General features: G+C 73.0%; 12 protein-coding genes. 8 read left to right on the plus strand and 4 right to left on the minus strand.

Annotated features, from left to right (window positions below):
* The first annotated feature begins 30 nt into the window (after positions 1 to 30).
* The gene (locus ACIBQ8_RS11705; protein ID WP_352359142.1) at positions 31 to 195 is read left to right on the plus strand and encodes a hypothetical protein; all 165 of its coding nucleotides are present in this window, start codon (positions 31 to 33) and stop codon (positions 193 to 195) included.
* Positions 196 to 273: 78 nt separating this feature from the next.
* On the opposite strand, the gene ACIBQ8_RS11710 is transcribed toward ACIBQ8_RS11705, so the two are convergent.
* Together ACIBQ8_RS11710 and ACIBQ8_RS11715 are read right to left on the minus strand one after the other, a co-directional pair.
* Positions 274 to 1,062, minus strand: a complete 789-nt coding sequence (locus tag ACIBQ8_RS11710) for an inositol monophosphatase family protein (RefSeq protein WP_397191878.1) — start codon at positions 1,060 to 1,062, stop codon at positions 274 to 276.
* On the minus strand, positions 1,062 to 3,038 hold the full coding sequence (locus ACIBQ8_RS11715; protein WP_397191879.1) for a prolyl oligopeptidase family serine peptidase: 1,977 nt from the start codon (positions 3,036 to 3,038) through the stop codon (positions 1,062 to 1,064). The genes ACIBQ8_RS11710 and ACIBQ8_RS11715 overlap by 1 nt, the downstream gene beginning before the upstream one ends.
* A gap of 184 nt (positions 3,039 to 3,222) precedes the next feature.
* Here ACIBQ8_RS11715 and ACIBQ8_RS11720 point away from each other — a divergent pair, with 184 nt between their 5' ends.
* Entirely contained in the window at positions 3,223 to 4,182 is a 960-nt protein-coding gene (locus ACIBQ8_RS11720; RefSeq protein ID WP_397176481.1) for a ferrochelatase, read from the plus strand.
* Here ACIBQ8_RS11720 and ACIBQ8_RS11725 read toward each other — a convergent pair.
* Positions 4,173 to 5,360, minus strand: a complete 1,188-nt coding sequence (locus ACIBQ8_RS11725) for a lytic transglycosylase domain-containing protein (protein WP_397176482.1) — start codon at positions 5,358 to 5,360, stop codon at positions 4,173 to 4,175. The two genes, ACIBQ8_RS11720 and ACIBQ8_RS11725, sit on opposite strands and share 10 nt — an antisense overlap.
* A 92-nt stretch (positions 5,361 to 5,452) precedes the next feature.
* Between ACIBQ8_RS11725 and ACIBQ8_RS11730 the strand changes: the two genes are divergently transcribed.
* From ACIBQ8_RS11730 to ACIBQ8_RS11740, 3 genes are read left to right on the plus strand one after another with little or no spacing between them, the layout of a single operon-like run.
* The gene (locus ACIBQ8_RS11730; protein ID WP_397191880.1) at positions 5,453 to 6,655 is read left to right on the plus strand and encodes an MFS transporter; all 1,203 of its coding nucleotides are present in this window, start codon (positions 5,453 to 5,455) and stop codon (positions 6,653 to 6,655) included.
* A 55-nt stretch (positions 6,656 to 6,710) separates the two neighbouring features.
* Positions 6,711 to 7,433 (plus strand): polysaccharide deacetylase family protein, encoded by a 723-nt coding sequence (locus ACIBQ8_RS11735; RefSeq protein WP_397176486.1) that lies wholly within the window; start codon positions 6,711 to 6,713, stop codon positions 7,431 to 7,433.
* 44 nt (positions 7,434 to 7,477) lie between these two features.
* Positions 7,478 to 8,755: a D-arabinono-1,4-lactone oxidase gene (locus tag ACIBQ8_RS11740; RefSeq protein ID WP_397176488.1), complete on the plus strand. Its 1,278-nt coding sequence runs from the start codon at positions 7,478 to 7,480 to the stop codon at positions 8,753 to 8,755.
* Here ACIBQ8_RS11740 and ACIBQ8_RS11745 read toward each other — a convergent pair.
* Positions 8,752 to 9,243, minus strand: coding sequence for a hypothetical protein (locus tag ACIBQ8_RS11745; protein ID WP_397191881.1), 492 nt, complete (start codon positions 9,241 to 9,243; stop codon positions 8,752 to 8,754). The two genes, ACIBQ8_RS11740 and ACIBQ8_RS11745, sit on opposite strands and share 4 nt — an antisense overlap.
* A 12-nt stretch (positions 9,244 to 9,255) precedes the next feature.
* On the opposite strand from ACIBQ8_RS11745, the gene ACIBQ8_RS11750 reads away from it, so the two are divergent.
* The 3 genes from ACIBQ8_RS11750 (at position 9,256) to sepH (ending at position 13,756) form a co-directional block, all read left to right on the plus strand.
* Complete coding sequence (locus tag ACIBQ8_RS11750; RefSeq protein WP_397191882.1) at positions 9,256 to 9,879, plus strand: pentapeptide repeat-containing protein; 624 nt, start codon at positions 9,256 to 9,258, stop codon at positions 9,877 to 9,879.
* Positions 9,795 to 10,760: a protease inhibitor I9 family protein gene (locus ACIBQ8_RS11755; protein WP_397191883.1), complete on the plus strand. Its 966-nt coding sequence runs from the start codon at positions 9,795 to 9,797 to the stop codon at positions 10,758 to 10,760. Before ACIBQ8_RS11750 ends, ACIBQ8_RS11755 begins: the two co-directional genes overlap by 85 nt.
* 161 nt (positions 10,761 to 10,921) lie before the next feature.
* Positions 10,922 to 13,756 carry a septation protein SepH gene (sepH, locus tag ACIBQ8_RS11760; protein WP_397191884.1) on the plus strand — a complete coding sequence of 945 codons (2,835 nt, stop codon included), beginning with the start codon at positions 10,922 to 10,924 and terminating at the stop codon, positions 13,754 to 13,756.
* The last annotated feature ends 88 nt before the right edge of the window (positions 13,757 to 13,844 follow it).

Raw genomic sequence — 13,844 nt, forward strand, 5'->3', positions numbered from 1 at the left:
ACGGATCGAACCCCTGAGAGAGTAGGTGAGATGGGCGAGTTCACCACGACGATCGAACGCCGCCTCGACCAGGCTTACAAGGGCCTCTCCGAGGCCCGCAGCACCGGCGACGACTACCTCGCCGACACCCTCACCGCCGAGATCGAGGACCTGCGCCGCCTGGCCGACGATCACGGCGTCCCGCTGCCGCGCTAGACATACGCGTGCGACGGCCGGGGCCCGCCGGGCCCCGGCCGTCCTGTCATGTCCCGCCCACCGCGTGAGGCGGCCCCGTCAGGAGTCGCGTTCGGGGTCCAGCGGCACGAGCAGGTCGTGCAGCTCCTCGAACAGGCCGGGAGCCGCGCACAGCGCGAACTCCGGGCCCACCGGGCGGCCGTGCAGGCCGCCGAGCCGGGCTCCCGCCTCGGTCGCCACCAGCCCGGCCGCGGCGTGGTCCCAGGTGTTGGTGCCGCGCTCGTAGTACGCGTCCACCCGGCCCGCCGCCACCGAGCACAGGTCGATGGCGCACGAGCCGCCGCGCCGGATGTCGCGCACCCGCGGCAGCACCGCCGCCACGACCTGTCCCTGCACCTCGCGGCGCGGCGCCGAGTAGCCGAACCCGGTCGCGACCAGCGCCCGGGCCAGCGGCACCCCGCTGTTGCAGCGCAGCCGCGCGCCGCCCAGCCAGGCCCCCTCGCCGAGCGCGGCGGTGAACACCTCGCCCCGCGCCGGCACGTTGACGACCCCGGCCACGACCCGCCCGGCGACCTCGACGGCGATGGACACCGCCCAGTCGGGCAGGCCGTACAGGAAGTTGACGGTGCCGTCGACGGGATCGACGATCCACCGCACGTCGGACGCGCCCGGCGCCTCGCCGCCCTCCTCGCCCAGGAACCGGTCGTCCGGGCGGACCGCCAGGACGCGCTCGCGGATCAGCTCCTCCGACGCCTTGTCCAGGATGGTGACGACGTCGGTGGGGCTGGACTTGGTCTCGACGTCCTCCGACATCGTGGGCCGCTTGGCCAGGAGCATGTCCCCGGCCTCGCGGGCGACGTCCTCGGCCAGCCGCAGGAAGTCGGTCATCAGGCCACCGAGTCCGGGCGCTTCCACTCCTCGCCGAGGACGTGCTGGGCGAGGAAGGCGAGCACGGTCTCGTACCAGGCGACGATGTTGCCCGGCTTGAGGATCCAGTGGTTCTCGTCGGGGAAGTACAGGAACTTCGACTCGACGTCGGTGCGCTGGAGGTCCCACCACAGGCGCAGGGACTCGCCGATCGGCACCCGGTAGTCCTTGTCGCCGTGGATGACGAGCATCGGGGTGGTGATCTTGCCCAGGCCCAGGTGCGGGGAGAGCTGTTCGTAACGCTCCGAGCCGGGCTCGCCGAACTCGCGCTGCCAGTACAGCGAGGAGTCGGTGGTGCCGGCGAACTGGTCGAGGTTCCACAGCGCGGCGTGGGTGACGATGGCCTGGTAGCGGTCGGTGTGCCCGGCCAGCCAGTTGGCCATGTAGCCGCCGAACGAGCCGCCCATCGCCGCCACGCGCTCGTCGTCGATGTCGTCCCTGGCCAGGGCGACGTCCACGATGGCGTCGAGGTCGGCCTGGGTGCGGGGACCCCAGGCGCCCCAGCCGCGGTCGATCATCTCCTGGCCGTAGCCGGTGGACAGGCAGGGATCGGGCATGAGGACGGCGTACCCGCGCTGCGCCATGATCCACGCCTGCCAGCGCCACTGCCAGTCGTTCCAGGACGCGACCGGCCCGCCGTGGATCCACAGCAGGAACGGCGCCGGGTTGTCGGCCGAGGCGCCCTCGGGCAGCACGAGCCAGCCGCGCACGGTCGCGCCGTCGTCGGCGGTGGCCGAGATCTCGGTCAGCGTGCCGGGCACCTCGGGGCGCGGGGCCGGCGAGGGCAGGTCGGCGATCTCGCCGGTGGCCGCGTCGATCCTGGCCGGGGCGGGGGCGAGGGCGATGTTGCTGCGCAGAGCGTAGACGTACGCGCCGTCGGCGCCGGCGTTGACCCCGAGGTAGGCGGCGTCGTCGCCGGTGAGCCTGGTGTGCTCGCCGTCCAGCGGGACGCGGAAGACCGGGCGGCGGCCCTGGTGGTCGGCGACGAGGTAGAGGGCCGAAGAGTCGGGGGCCCAGGCGAGGTCCATCGGGAACAGGTCGGGGGCGTAGGCCCGGCCCTCGCCGGTGGCCAGGTCGGCGATCCACAGCTCCACGCGGACGGAGACGTCCGTGCTCGTGATGCGCTCGCGCGCGCAGGCCACCCGCGTGCCGTCGGGCGAGACGGCGATCGGGCCGCCGAAGTCGTGCGCCTCGTCGGTGAGCAGGGTGCGCCGCTCGCCGGTGGCCACGTCGATGGCGACCAGGTCCGTACGGCTGTCGCCGCCGGACAGGAACCTGCGCCAGGTGACGATCACGGTGGAGCCGTCGGGGGTGAGCTCGAAGGCGGCGTCGCGCAGCGCCTCGCCCGCGTCGGGGGTCAGCTCGCGCACGTCCTCCAGGCGGTCGGCGCCGAGCCGGCCGGTGAACAGCCGGGTGCGGGCCGGGCCGAGGTCGTGGTCCCAGTAGCGGACCGGGTAGCCCTCGTGCAGGATCGCGCTGGTACCGGCGTCCTTGCGGGCCTTGCGCCGCTCGTCCTCGGTCGACTCGTCGCCGTCGAGCACGTCGGAGGCGAACACCACCACGTCGCCCGCCGTGCGGGCGGCGCCGATGCCGCCGGGGCGGGTGGCGATCTGGCGGGCCTCGCCGCCGGCGCGCGGCAGCAGCCACAGCGCGGGGACCTCCTCGGTCGCGTCCTTGACGGTGGTGTCGGGGCGCGCGGAGGTGAACAGCACGTCCCCGGCGTCGGTGAAGGCGGCGGCCGTCTCGCCCTTGGCGGAACGGGTCAGACGGTACGGCTCACCGTCGAGGGGGATCGCCCAGAGCGCGGTGCCGTACGACTTGCCGTCGGGATTGAGGGCCTGCACGGCCGAGATCAGACGGGAGCCGTCAGGCGAGAGCTTCAGGGAGAGGACCCGGGGGATGGCCACATAGTCACGAATGTCATCGAATGCGCTCACTCGATCGAACCTACCTGGTCACCGGCGCTCCGCGGGCGACGCCGCGCTCCGCGCCTCCTCCGCGCTTCCTCCGCGCTTCCTCCGCGCTTCCTCCGCGTTTCCTCCGCGTTTCCGCTGCGCCTCCTCTGCGCTGCCTCGCCCTCCCTCCGGCCGGACCGCCCGCTCTCCTGACTAGGCTTGACACGTGGCTGATTACGACGCTCTGCTCGTCCTGTCGTTCGGCGGCCCCGAGGGCCCCGACGACGTGCTGCCGTTCCTGGAGAACGTCGTGCGGGGGCGCGGCGTGCCGCGCGAGCGGCTGCTCGCGGTGGCCGAGCACTACCAGGGCTTCGGCGGCGTCAGCCCGATCAACCGGCAGAACCGCGAGCTGGTCGAGGCGCTGGGCCCGGTCGCGGGCGTGCCGGTCTACTGGGGCAACCGCAACTGGCATCCCTTCGGCGAGGACACCGTGCGGCAGATGGCCGCCGACGGCGTACGCCGGGCCGCCGTCTTCGCCACCTCGGCGTTCGCCGGATATTCGAGCTGCCGCCAGTACTACGAGGACATCGCCAGGATCTCTGTCGAGGGCGGCCCCGAGCTGATCAAGATGCGGCACTTCGGCGACCATCCGGGGTTCGTCGAGGCGATGGCCGACCACACGCGCCAGGCGCTGGAGCGGCTGGGCCGCGACGACGCCCGGCTGGTGTTCACCGCCCACAGCATCCCGGTCTCGATGGCCGAGACCGCCGGCCCCTCGGGCGGCCTGTACGAGTCCCAGCTCCGCCGCAGCGCCGAGCTGGTCAACCGGGCGCTGGGCCGCGACGAGCCGTGGCACCTGGTGTGGCAGTCGCGCAGCGGCCCCCCGCAGGTGCCGTGGCTGGAGCCCGACGTGTGCGACTTCCTGCGCAAGACGGACGCCGGCTCGGTCGTGCTGGTGCCCATCGGGTTCGTCTCCGACCACATGGAGGTCGTCTACGACCTCGACACCGAGGCCCGGCAGGTGGCCGCCGAGCTGGGCCTGCCGATGGAGCGCGCGGCGACGGCCGGCACCCATCCGGCGTTCGTCCGCATGGTCAGGGAGCTGATGGACGAGCCGGAGCCCGTCCCGTGCCCGCTCACCTGCTGCCCGCGTCCGGTCCGGCCCGGCGGGCGGCCTCAGGCGTAGGTGCGGGCGTACGCCTCGGCGATGCCCATGACCTTGTCCACGTAGTCCCACGAGTGGTTGTAGAACCAGATCGACTTGCGCAGCTTCGCGCCGCCCTTGCCCGCGCCGTTGGCGCACAGGTAGTTGGCGGCGCCGGGCACGGCGTCGTAGGGGCTCCAGATGTCGGCCTTGCCGTCGCCGTCGCCGTCCACGCCGTAGTGCTTCCAGGTGGCGGGCATGAACTGCATCGGCCCGAGCGCGCCCGCGCTGGAGGGGCCGTTGTTGCGGCCGTGGCTGCTCTCGACCTGGCCGATGGCGGCCAGCACCGTCCAGGACAGGCCGGGGCAGCGGGTGGCGGCGGCCTTGTAGAGGTCGAGGTAGCTGTTCGGGCGGCCGACGGTGACCGGCTGCTGCTGTTGTTGTTGCGGCTGCTGCTGCTGTTGCCGCTGGGTGCGGCTGGCCGCGTCGAGCACGACGACCTGCGCGCCCTTGCCGAGCAGCCGCCGCACCCCGGCCTCGGCGATCGTGCCCGGCTTGCCGTGCAGCAGCACCGCGACGCCCTTCGCGAAGCCGAGCGACCGGCCCACCTCCGTGCTGACCAGGCCGTCCACGCCGGAGAGCCCGAGCGTGGCCGAAGCCGCGACCCGGAGCCTCGGGCCGCCGTCCACCTGGTACATCGCGCCGAGGATCATGCCGTACCTGCGCGTGGTGCCGGCCTCGGCGACCAGCTCGCCCCGGGCCAGCGCGCTCCAGACTGCCGGCTGGTCGGCGACGGGCTGGGGCGTCCAGGAGCGGAAGTCGGCCGGGTCGACGGCCAGCAGGTTGAGCGACGTGCCGGCGACCTTGACCGCGCCCGCGTCCACGACGGCGGCCTTCTGCACGTGCTTGAGCGCGCCCAGGGCGAGCCTGGTGCGCCGCGAGACCGTGGCGGGCGCGATCGCCAGCACGCGCGGCGGCGTCACGGTGACGCCCGGACCGCCCTGGCCGAAATCCTTGACCGGCGCCGTCGTGGGTACGAGCTGGTCGAGGCGGGGAGCGGCCTCCGGAACCACGCGGGTGATCGGCCGGCGCACCGGCTCCTGGGCCGTCCTGACCAGGTCATCGCCCATGAGCACGACGACTCCCCCGGCCACGGCGGTGACCACGAGCACGCCGAGGACCGTGAGCAGGACCGCACGGAGAGAGGGAAGACCGGACATCAGGCACACGTTAACCCACTCACCGGAAATATCACTTGCCATCCGGACAGACGGTGCGCCATCGTGGGGGCGCTAAGTAAGGGGGAAACAGCGTGGTCGGGCCTTACCGGGGGTTGTTCAAGGGGCCCGGCGTCAAAGGATTCGTGCTGGCCGGGCTCGTCGGCCGGATGCCGATGTCCATGCTCGGCATCGGCGTCGTGCTGCTGATCTCCACCGTCACCGGGTCCTTCGCCACCGCCGGCGCGGTCGGCGCCACCACCAACGTGGCCTTCGCCATCGCGGCGCCGCTGTCGGGGCGGCTGGTGGACAGGTTCGGCCAGAACCGGGTGATCGCCCCCTTCTCGGTGGTCAACGCGCTGGCGATGGCCGCGCTGATGCTCAGCGCCGCGCTCCGCCTGCCCGAATGGACCCTGTACGTCTCCGGCCTGCTGATCGGCGCGTCCTCCCTGTCCCTCGGGTCTATGGTGCGGGCCCGCTGGTCCACGATCCACGGCGGCACCGGGACGCTGCACACCGCCTTCGCCTTCGAGTCCGTGGCCGACGAGGTCGTCTTCGTCACCGGGCCCGCGCTCGTCACGGTGCTGGCCACCGCGGTCAACCCGTACGCGGGGCTGGTGGTGGCGCTGGTGTGCATGCTCGGCGGCTGCCTGGCCCTGGCGGCGCAGCGGCGTACGCAGCCCCCGGTGCAACCGATCAGGACGGGCGGCGGCACGCCCATCCTGATCCCCGGCATCGCCCTGCTGGCGTGCGTCTACCTCGGGCTCGGCGCGGTGTTCGGCTCGGTGGACCTGATCATGGTCGCCTTCGCCGAGGAGCACGGCGTGAAGGGCGCCTCGGGATTCCTGCTGGCGGCGTTCGCGGGCGGATCGATGGTGTCGGGGCTGTGGTTCGGCTCGCGGGAGTGGCGGATCTCGCTGCGCGCCCGGTTCATCCGCGCGCTGGGCGTGTTCGTGGTGGGCCTGCTGCCGATCATGCTCGTGGACGACCCGTGGGTCATGGCCGCCGTGGCTTTCGTGGCCGGTCTGGCCATCTCGCCGACGCTCATCACCGGGTTCTCGCTCACCGAGCGGCTCGTCCCGCCGTCCCTGCTCACCGAGGGCATGGCCTGGATCTCGACCTCGATCGGGTTCGGCGTGGCGATCGGCGCGTGGGCGGGCGGGCGGCTCACCGACAGCTTCGGCGCCTCCAGCGCGTTCGGCTTCGCGGTGTGCGCGGCGCTCACGGCGGCGGTCGTGGGTGTCGGAGGTTCGGGTTTGCTGAGACTTCCGGAAGCGCCTTCACCCCTGAAGAGCTGATCCGCTACGGTCGGGAGTTATCCCTCGCAACACCCATCACACCGGAAGCTTTGCTATGTCCCGACAAATCACTTCACTTCTAGCTATCGCGGCAGTTTGCGTCACCCTGGCTCCCGCGCCCGCGTTCGCCCAGACGCCGAAGAAGGCCGAGGTCGATTGCGAGCAGGTCAAGTGCATCGCGCTGACCTTCGACGACGGGCCCGGCCAGTACGCGGGAACGCTGCTCGACACCCTCAAGAAGTACAACGCCAAGGCGACGTTCTTCCTGGAGGGCCAGTACGTGAACAGCCGTCCGGCCTTCGTCAAGCGCATGGTCACCGAGGGCCACGAGGTGGGCAACCACAGCTACAAGCACCCCGACTTCACCAAGATCGACGCCGGGGTCATCAGGAGCGAGATCAAGAAGACCCAGGACGCGGTCAAGAAGGCGGCGGGCGTCGAGCCCAAGCTGCTGCGACCGCCGTACGGGCTGGCCGACATCCAGGTGTCGGACGTCGCGACCGAGTTCGGCATGCCCATGATCCTGTGGACGGCCGGCTCGCACGACTGGGACACCAAGAACGTCGAGGCCATCAAGAAGAAGACCCTTGAGGTGGCCGAGCGCGACGGCATCATCCTCATGCACGACTGGGTCAAGCAGACCGTGGACGCCATGCCCGCGATCGTCAAGTCGCTGCAGGCCAAGGGTTACCAGCTCGTCACGGTCTCCGACGTGATCAAGCAGCAGAACCTGCAGCCCGGTCAGATTTTCCCGGTTCCCGAAGGCTGGGAGAAGTGAGTATCGTTCACGTTTAATCGGAACGACGCTCGGAGGGGCGCCTCATGGTCTTCACTAACTGGGCCGGCAATCAGACGGGCGCCCCTGCCGAGGTGCGCACCCCCGCGAGCGTGGCGGACGTCGTCCAGGCCGTGCGGGACGCCTCGGCCGCCGGGCGCCGCCTGCGCATGGTCGGCACGGGCCACTCCTTCACCGGGGTGGCCCTCACCGACGGGATCATGCTCCGCCCCGAGGGGCTGAGCGGCATCAGGTCCGCCGGCGAGGACCGCGTCACGGTCCTGGCCGGCACGCCGCTCAAGGTGCTGAACGAGCTGCTCGACCAGCGCGGGCTGGCCCTGGCCAACATGGGCGACATCACCGAGCAGACCGTCGCCGGCGCGATCCAGACCGGCACCCACGGCACCGGCCGCGACAGCGGCGGCCTGGCCGACCAGGTCGCCGAGCTGGAACTGGTGCTCGCCGACGGCTCGGTCGTCACGGCCGTGCCCGGCGAGGACCTGTTCGACGCCGCCCGGGTCGGCCTCGGGGCGCTGGGCGTGCTGACGGCCGTGACGTTCCGGGTGGAGCCCGCGTTCCTGCTGCGCAACCGGCGGCGCAGGATGACGCTCACCGACATCCTCGGCTCGCTCGACTCGCTGACCTCGGCCAACGAGCACCTCGACTTCTTCTGGCTGCCGCACACCGACGCCTGCCTGGTCAAGACCAACAACAGGGACGCGGGCCCGGCCAGGCCGCCGAGCCCGTTCAAGCACTGGCTGGACAACGTGTTCCTGGAGAACACCGTCTTCGGCGCCGCCTGCGCCGTCGGCGGGCGGCGTCCGGCGCTGATCCCGCGGATCAACGCGATCAGCGCGGCGGCCCTCGGCGACTCGGAGGCGGTGGACACGTCGTACAAGGTGTTCACGGCCCGCCGGGACGTGCGGTTCCTGGAGATGGAGTACGCCGTGCCGCGCGAGCACCTGGCCCAGGCGCTGCGCGAGACCCGCGACCTGATCGACAGAATGGACTGGAAGATCACCTTCCCGGTCGAGGTCCGCGTCACGCCGCCCAGCGACGCCTGGCTGTCCACCGCGTACGGACGCGACTCGGCCTACGTCGCCTGCCACATCTACCGGCCCACGCCCAACCCCGCCTACTTCGAGGGCGTGGAGGAGATCATGAACCGGCTGGACGGCCGGCCGCACTGGGGCAAGATGCACACCCGCGACGCCGCGTACCTGCGCAAGGTCTACCCCCGCTTCGACGACTTCGTCGCGCTGCGCGACCGGCTGGACCCGCGCCGGGTGTTCACCAACGACTACCTCGACGTGGTGCTCGGCTAGCGCCCCTCCTGCTGCGCCGGCGGCTCGTCCGGCTGCGTCGTGGCCGGGGGCGCGCTGGACTGCTGCCCGCCCGGGTCGGGACGCTCCTGCTCCTCCTCGCCGGGGCCGGGCGTCTCGGGGACGGGCTCGACCGTGTCCGTGGGCGTGGGCGCCGGGGTGCCGCTCGGCTTCGGCTCGCCGGTCTCGGACGGCGGCGGCGTGCGCGGCGTGTCCGTGGGCGTCGGGGTGGGGGTCGGGGTCGGCGACTGGGTCGGCCCGGCCGGCCGGTCGTCGCGGTCCTGGCGGTCGTGCCCCTGGTCCTTGACGGGGGCGCGCTGCTGCTCCTTCACCGGCGTCTGCCTGCCGGTGACCCGCTCGTGCAGCGTCCGGTGGTCGAGGGCCTGGAAGGCGAGGATGCCGCCCATGCTGACCGCGAACACCAGCACGGCCGCGACCGCCATCTTCAGCCACGGCAGCCCCCTGCGCCCGGCGGGCACGGCGACCGGCATGACCAGCGTGTCATGCCCCTGGTCGCCGCCTCCCTGAGCACCGCTCCCCTGAACGCCGCCTCCCTGAACGGCGCCTCCCTGAACGGCGCCTCCCTGAACGGCGCCTCCCTGAACGGCGCTTCCTTGGACGGTGTGCGCGGCGGTCTCCTCGCCCGCGGCCGGGGTGGCGTTCGCGGCGGCGGCGAGCAGGCCCTGCCCCTCCTCCTGCTCCTCGCGCCACGCGGACAGCGTGTGCTGCTTGACCCGGTCGCCGGTGCGCTTGAGATAGTGCGTATAGACGGCACTGGCCACCGTACTCGCGATGCTGACCACGGCGGCGCCGATCACGGTGCCCGCCACCCCGAGGTAGGAGGCGGCCACCGCGGCGGTGACGGCGGCGAGGGCGCTCCCGAGGATCTGTGGCACGCTCAGCTCGAACTTCCGCTGCTCGCCGGTCATCCCCCGGATCAGTCCCCTCTGGTCATGCGTACGGTAAAGAGCTTCCTCGTGAATAGACGCGAGCGCGTGTCCCGTTGTTCCTGTGACCTGCGTGACAGGCATCCTCGTAACTCGTGCCCCGACGATTCGGCCTACCCTCCGTCTACCTCGCCGCGGCCGTGGCGACGGCCGCGACGACCGCTGTGCCTCTCGCCATGACGCCCGCCTCCGGACTCGCCCTGCGCCCCTCGGCCTCCGAGCCCACCCGGCCCTACATCGTCACCGCGCGCAGCCGCGCGGACGCCCGGGACCTCGTCGCGGAGGTGAGATGGCGGGTACGGCGTTACTACACCGAGGCCCTGCCGGGTTTCGCCACCTTCCTCACCGTCGGCGAGCTGGCCGAGCTCAGATCCGATCCCCGGGTCCTGGCCGTCGAGCCCGACCGCGAGATCCACGCCATGCCCGCCGACGCGCCCGCCCCCGCCGAGGCCGCCTCCGAAACGAGCGCGGGCACGGACACGGGCGCGGGCACGACCGTGTTCGTCGTGGACAGCGGCGTCGACGTCACCCGGGCCGAGTTCGGCGACCGGGCCTGGCGCGCCTTCGACGCCACCGGCGGCACCGGGCGCGACTGCGGCGGGCACGGCACGCGCGTGGCCAGGGCCGTCGCCTCGCGGGCGCCGCAGGCCAGGATCGCCTCGGTACGGGTGCTCGGCTGCGCGGGGTCGGGCTCGCTGGCCGACGTGCTGGCCGGGCTCGACTGGATCCGGCGGCACGCGCGCGGCCCGTCCGTCGTCGCGCTCGCCGCCGACGGGGCCGACTCGCCCGCGCTCGGCGCCGCCGTACGGTCGCTGGTGCGCTCGGGGGTCTTCGTCGTGGGCGCGGCCGACTCGGGCTGGTGCCAGGTCGCCTCCGGCGGGCCGGCGTTCTCGGCCGGCGCCCCGTACCTCGCCGCCGCCGCGGCGCGTCTTCTCGAACGCCGTCCGGACGCCGGTCCTTCCCTTGTCGCGAGTTCGCTGAAGTGCACAACAGCACGCGCCGCGATTCGCCAGAATCCGTCGAGGAGCTCTAACCTCCTCATGCACAGCGGCGGGCACTAGAGGAAATGGAATCCACAAATGTGACCGGCGTCACATCGCCCCCGGGGCTTCCCAGGAAGGCGATGTTCGGACATGCCGGGTACGGTGCTGGCAGGCAACCGGCACACGCGAGAGACTCAAGGGTCCGGGGGAAGAATGGCGACGCTGACGAAGGGACTCGCATGCAGGAGCTCCGACTCGTCGCGGTGAGTGAGGACGGCACCTATCTCGTGCTGGCTACTGCCGGGCGAGGTACGCGCTTCACCCTTCCCGTGGACGACCGGCTCCGTGCTGCCGTCCGCGGCAACTTCTCCCGTCTCGGCCAGTACGAGATCGAAGTGGAGAGCCCGTTGCGCCCCAAGGAGATCCAGGCACGCATCCGCGCCGGAGAGACAGCGGAAGAGATCGCCGCGACCGCCGGGATCCCGGTCGAACGAGTCCGCTGGTTCGAGGGCCCGGTGCTGCAGGAGCGGGAGTACGTCGCCCAGCAGGCGCAACGCGTCGCCGTCCGCATGCCCGGGGAGACCGCGCCCGGTCCCACCCTCGGCGAGCTGGTGGCCGAGCGGCTGACCAGGCGCGGCGTCCCCACCGACGAGATCGACTGGGACTCGGCCAAGCGCGACGACGGCCTGTGGCGGGTCAAGCTCGGCTACGTCTGGAACGGTCACACGCGTCACGCCGAATGGCTCTTCGACCCGCGCAAGCGCCACGTCTCCCCGCACGACGACGAGGCCATGCGCCTGTCGTCGGCCGACTTCGATCCCGAGCCCGCCGTGGTGGAGGACACCACGGTCACGCCGTTCGCGCCGCGGGTGGCCAAGCTGCAGCCGGTGCCGCCGCTCGCCTCCGACCCGCTGCCCTTCCCTTCGGTCGTGCGCCGCGAGCCGGAGGAGCCGGCCGTCGGCTACACCCCGCCGCCCAGGCCCGCCGACACCGGCGGCTACGGCCGCGGCCCCGACCTGCCGGGACGCGACCTCACAGGCCGCGACGTCTCCGGGCGTGACGTGCCTGGGCGTGACGTGCCGTTCGACCGGCCGTCCCCGGGGCGGGAGAGCGCGTCGGACAGCTCGTCGTCCCTGCCCGACGCCACCCGCGCTCCCTTCCGGGGCGAGGGCTTCCACCAGGACCCGTCGCGCGCCGAGGGGCAGCGCGGGGAGCGCTCTGAGGGGCAGCGCGGGGAACGCGCCGAGGGGCAGCGCGGGGAGACCGCGGGCCGCGAGACCGGCTTCGGCCGCTCCACGGACGCCTCCTCCCGCCGCGGCGGCACGTCACCGTGGCTGCCCGACTTCGGCTCCGGCCGCTCGGGCGAGCGCGACGACTCCATCTACGCGCCTGCCACCCCGCCCTCCCGCCTGCTCACCTCCCACCCATCACCCACCGAACCGACGACATCCGCCCAGCCCCCCGCTGCCTCGGATTTCGGTACGCAGCCACCCGCCACCTCGGACTTCCGCACGCAGCCACCCGCCGCTCCGGACCTCGGTACCCGGCCGCCCGCTGCTTCGGACTTCCGCCCGCAGCCGCCTGCGACCCAGGCACCTGGCACGCAGTCGCCTACCAGCCCGTCGATGGATGGGCAACCGTCGGTCAGCCCGTCGCAGGGTGCTCAGTCGCCCGCCGCTCCGGAGGTTGGTGCCCAGTCGCCCGCCGCTTCTGAGGCCGGCACTCGGTCCCCTGCCGGTTCGGAGTCTCTTGGTCAGCAGGCGGCGGTGTCCGCTGCCGAGGGCGCCGCCACGTCGGCGGCTCCTGAGGTCCCGCCGACGTCGGCCGCTCCCGAAGGGCCGGGGGTGCCGCCGGCGGAGCAGCCGTCCTCGCCGACGGCCCACGGCGAGCGCACGACTCATCCCGACGCTTCCGCTCCGGCCCAGCCCAGTACCTCGGCGCCTGCCGCCGTGACGCCCGTCCAGCCGGAGCCCGCCGCCACGGCCGACGTGCAGCAGGAGACCGCGGCCGCCACGGAGGCCCAGCCGACGGGCTCGGCCGTGGATGCTCAGCTCTCCACGACGCCGGAGGCCGACACCACGTCCGCCTCCACCACGCCCGAGACCGACACCACCGCTTCTCCCGCGCCCGAAGACGCCGGCGACTCCCCCGCGCCCTCGTCGGACGCCTCGACGGCCGGTGCGACGGACGTCCCGGACGCCGAGGCGGAGGCTTCCTCCCCCACCGCACCCACCGAACCGACCACCACCGAGGCGACCGCCGCGGACGTGACGTCAAGCGCACCGACCACCGCGGAGCCCGCGCCCAAGACGCCCGATTCCACCGAGCCTGAGGATGCGACGACCGCACCCCCCGAGCCGGAGGACGCGGCAACCGCAGCGCAGGCGCAGGCCGCCACACCACAGCCGACCACCGAGAGCGCACCGGCAACCCCGGCAGCCACCGAGGACGTCCCGGAAACCGCCACGACCACCGAGGCGGACGCCACCCCCCAGGCAGAGCCGGCCCCAATCGAGCCGGCACCGGCCGAGGCGGCGACGCCCGACGCACCCGCCGCCGAGACGTCCGCCACCGAGGACGCACCGGCCGACGAGCCCTCAGCCGCCGCCTCCCAGGACGAGCCGGCCGCCGAGACCGGCCAAGAGTCCCCGGCCGCTCCGGAGGCGGCTACGGCGAAGTCCCCGGACGCCGAGCACGAGCACCCGGCGACGGCACCCGAACCCGCCGCCCAGGACGTGCCCGCCGAGGACGTTTCCGCCGAGGACGTAGCCGTGCCGGAGGCGTCCGAGGAGGCGGCAGAGCAGGTCGAGGCGCCCGAGACGGTCGAGGTGGCCGGGAAGAAGGCGCCCGCGCCCAGGCCCAAGCCCGGCCCCGGCGCTCCCAAGGGCACCCCGCCGGTCCCGGCCGCCCGTCCCGGCAAGGACGACGCCAAGGGCCCCGGCAAGGACGACGTCCCGGTGCCCTCTCCGCCGCCCGCGCCGGCCGCGCGTCAGGCGCGCAAGGGTTCGCGGGGCCGCCGAGCCTCCGTTCCGACGTGGGACGAGATCATGTTCGGCGCCCGCCGCCAGGACTGACCCGCACCCGATCAGGCGACCACAGGCCGCGCCCACCTCGACAGGGGGCGCGGCCTCGGTCGTTCAGGAAGGAAGTACCGCGGTGTCC

It is taken from the genome of Nonomuraea sp. NPDC049646, from assembly GCF_044465525.1.
Classification (GTDB): Bacteria; Actinomycetota; Actinomycetes; order Streptosporangiales; family Streptosporangiaceae; genus Nonomuraea.

Excerpts from the sequence above, each read along its gene's own strand:
- ACIBQ8_RS11705 (WP_352359142.1), top strand. The coding sequence starts at position 31 with ATGGGCGAGTTCACCACGACGATCGAACGCCGCCTCGACCAGGCTTAC.
- ACIBQ8_RS11710 (WP_397191878.1), bottom strand. The coding sequence starts at position 1,062 with ATGACCGACTTCCTGCGGCTGGCCGAGGACGTCGCCCGCGAGGCCGGG.
- ACIBQ8_RS11725 (WP_397176482.1), bottom strand. The coding sequence starts at position 5,360 with ATGTCCGGTCTTCCCTCTCTCCGTGCGGTCCTGCTCACGGTCCTCGGC.
- ACIBQ8_RS11735 (WP_397176486.1), top strand. The coding sequence starts at position 6,711 with ATGTCCCGACAAATCACTTCACTTCTAGCTATCGCGGCAGTTTGCGTC.
- ACIBQ8_RS11740 (WP_397176488.1), top strand. The coding sequence starts at position 7,478 with ATGGTCTTCACTAACTGGGCCGGCAATCAGACGGGCGCCCCTGCCGAG.
- ACIBQ8_RS11745 (WP_397191881.1), bottom strand. The coding sequence starts at position 9,243 with ATGCCGGTCGCCGTGCCCGCCGGGCGCAGGGGGCTGCCGTGGCTGAAG.
- ACIBQ8_RS11750 (WP_397191882.1), top strand. The coding sequence starts at position 9,256 with ATGCCCCTGGTCGCCGCCTCCCTGAGCACCGCTCCCCTGAACGCCGCC.
- sepH (WP_397191884.1), top strand. The coding sequence starts at position 10,922 with ATGCAGGAGCTCCGACTCGTCGCGGTGAGTGAGGACGGCACCTATCTC.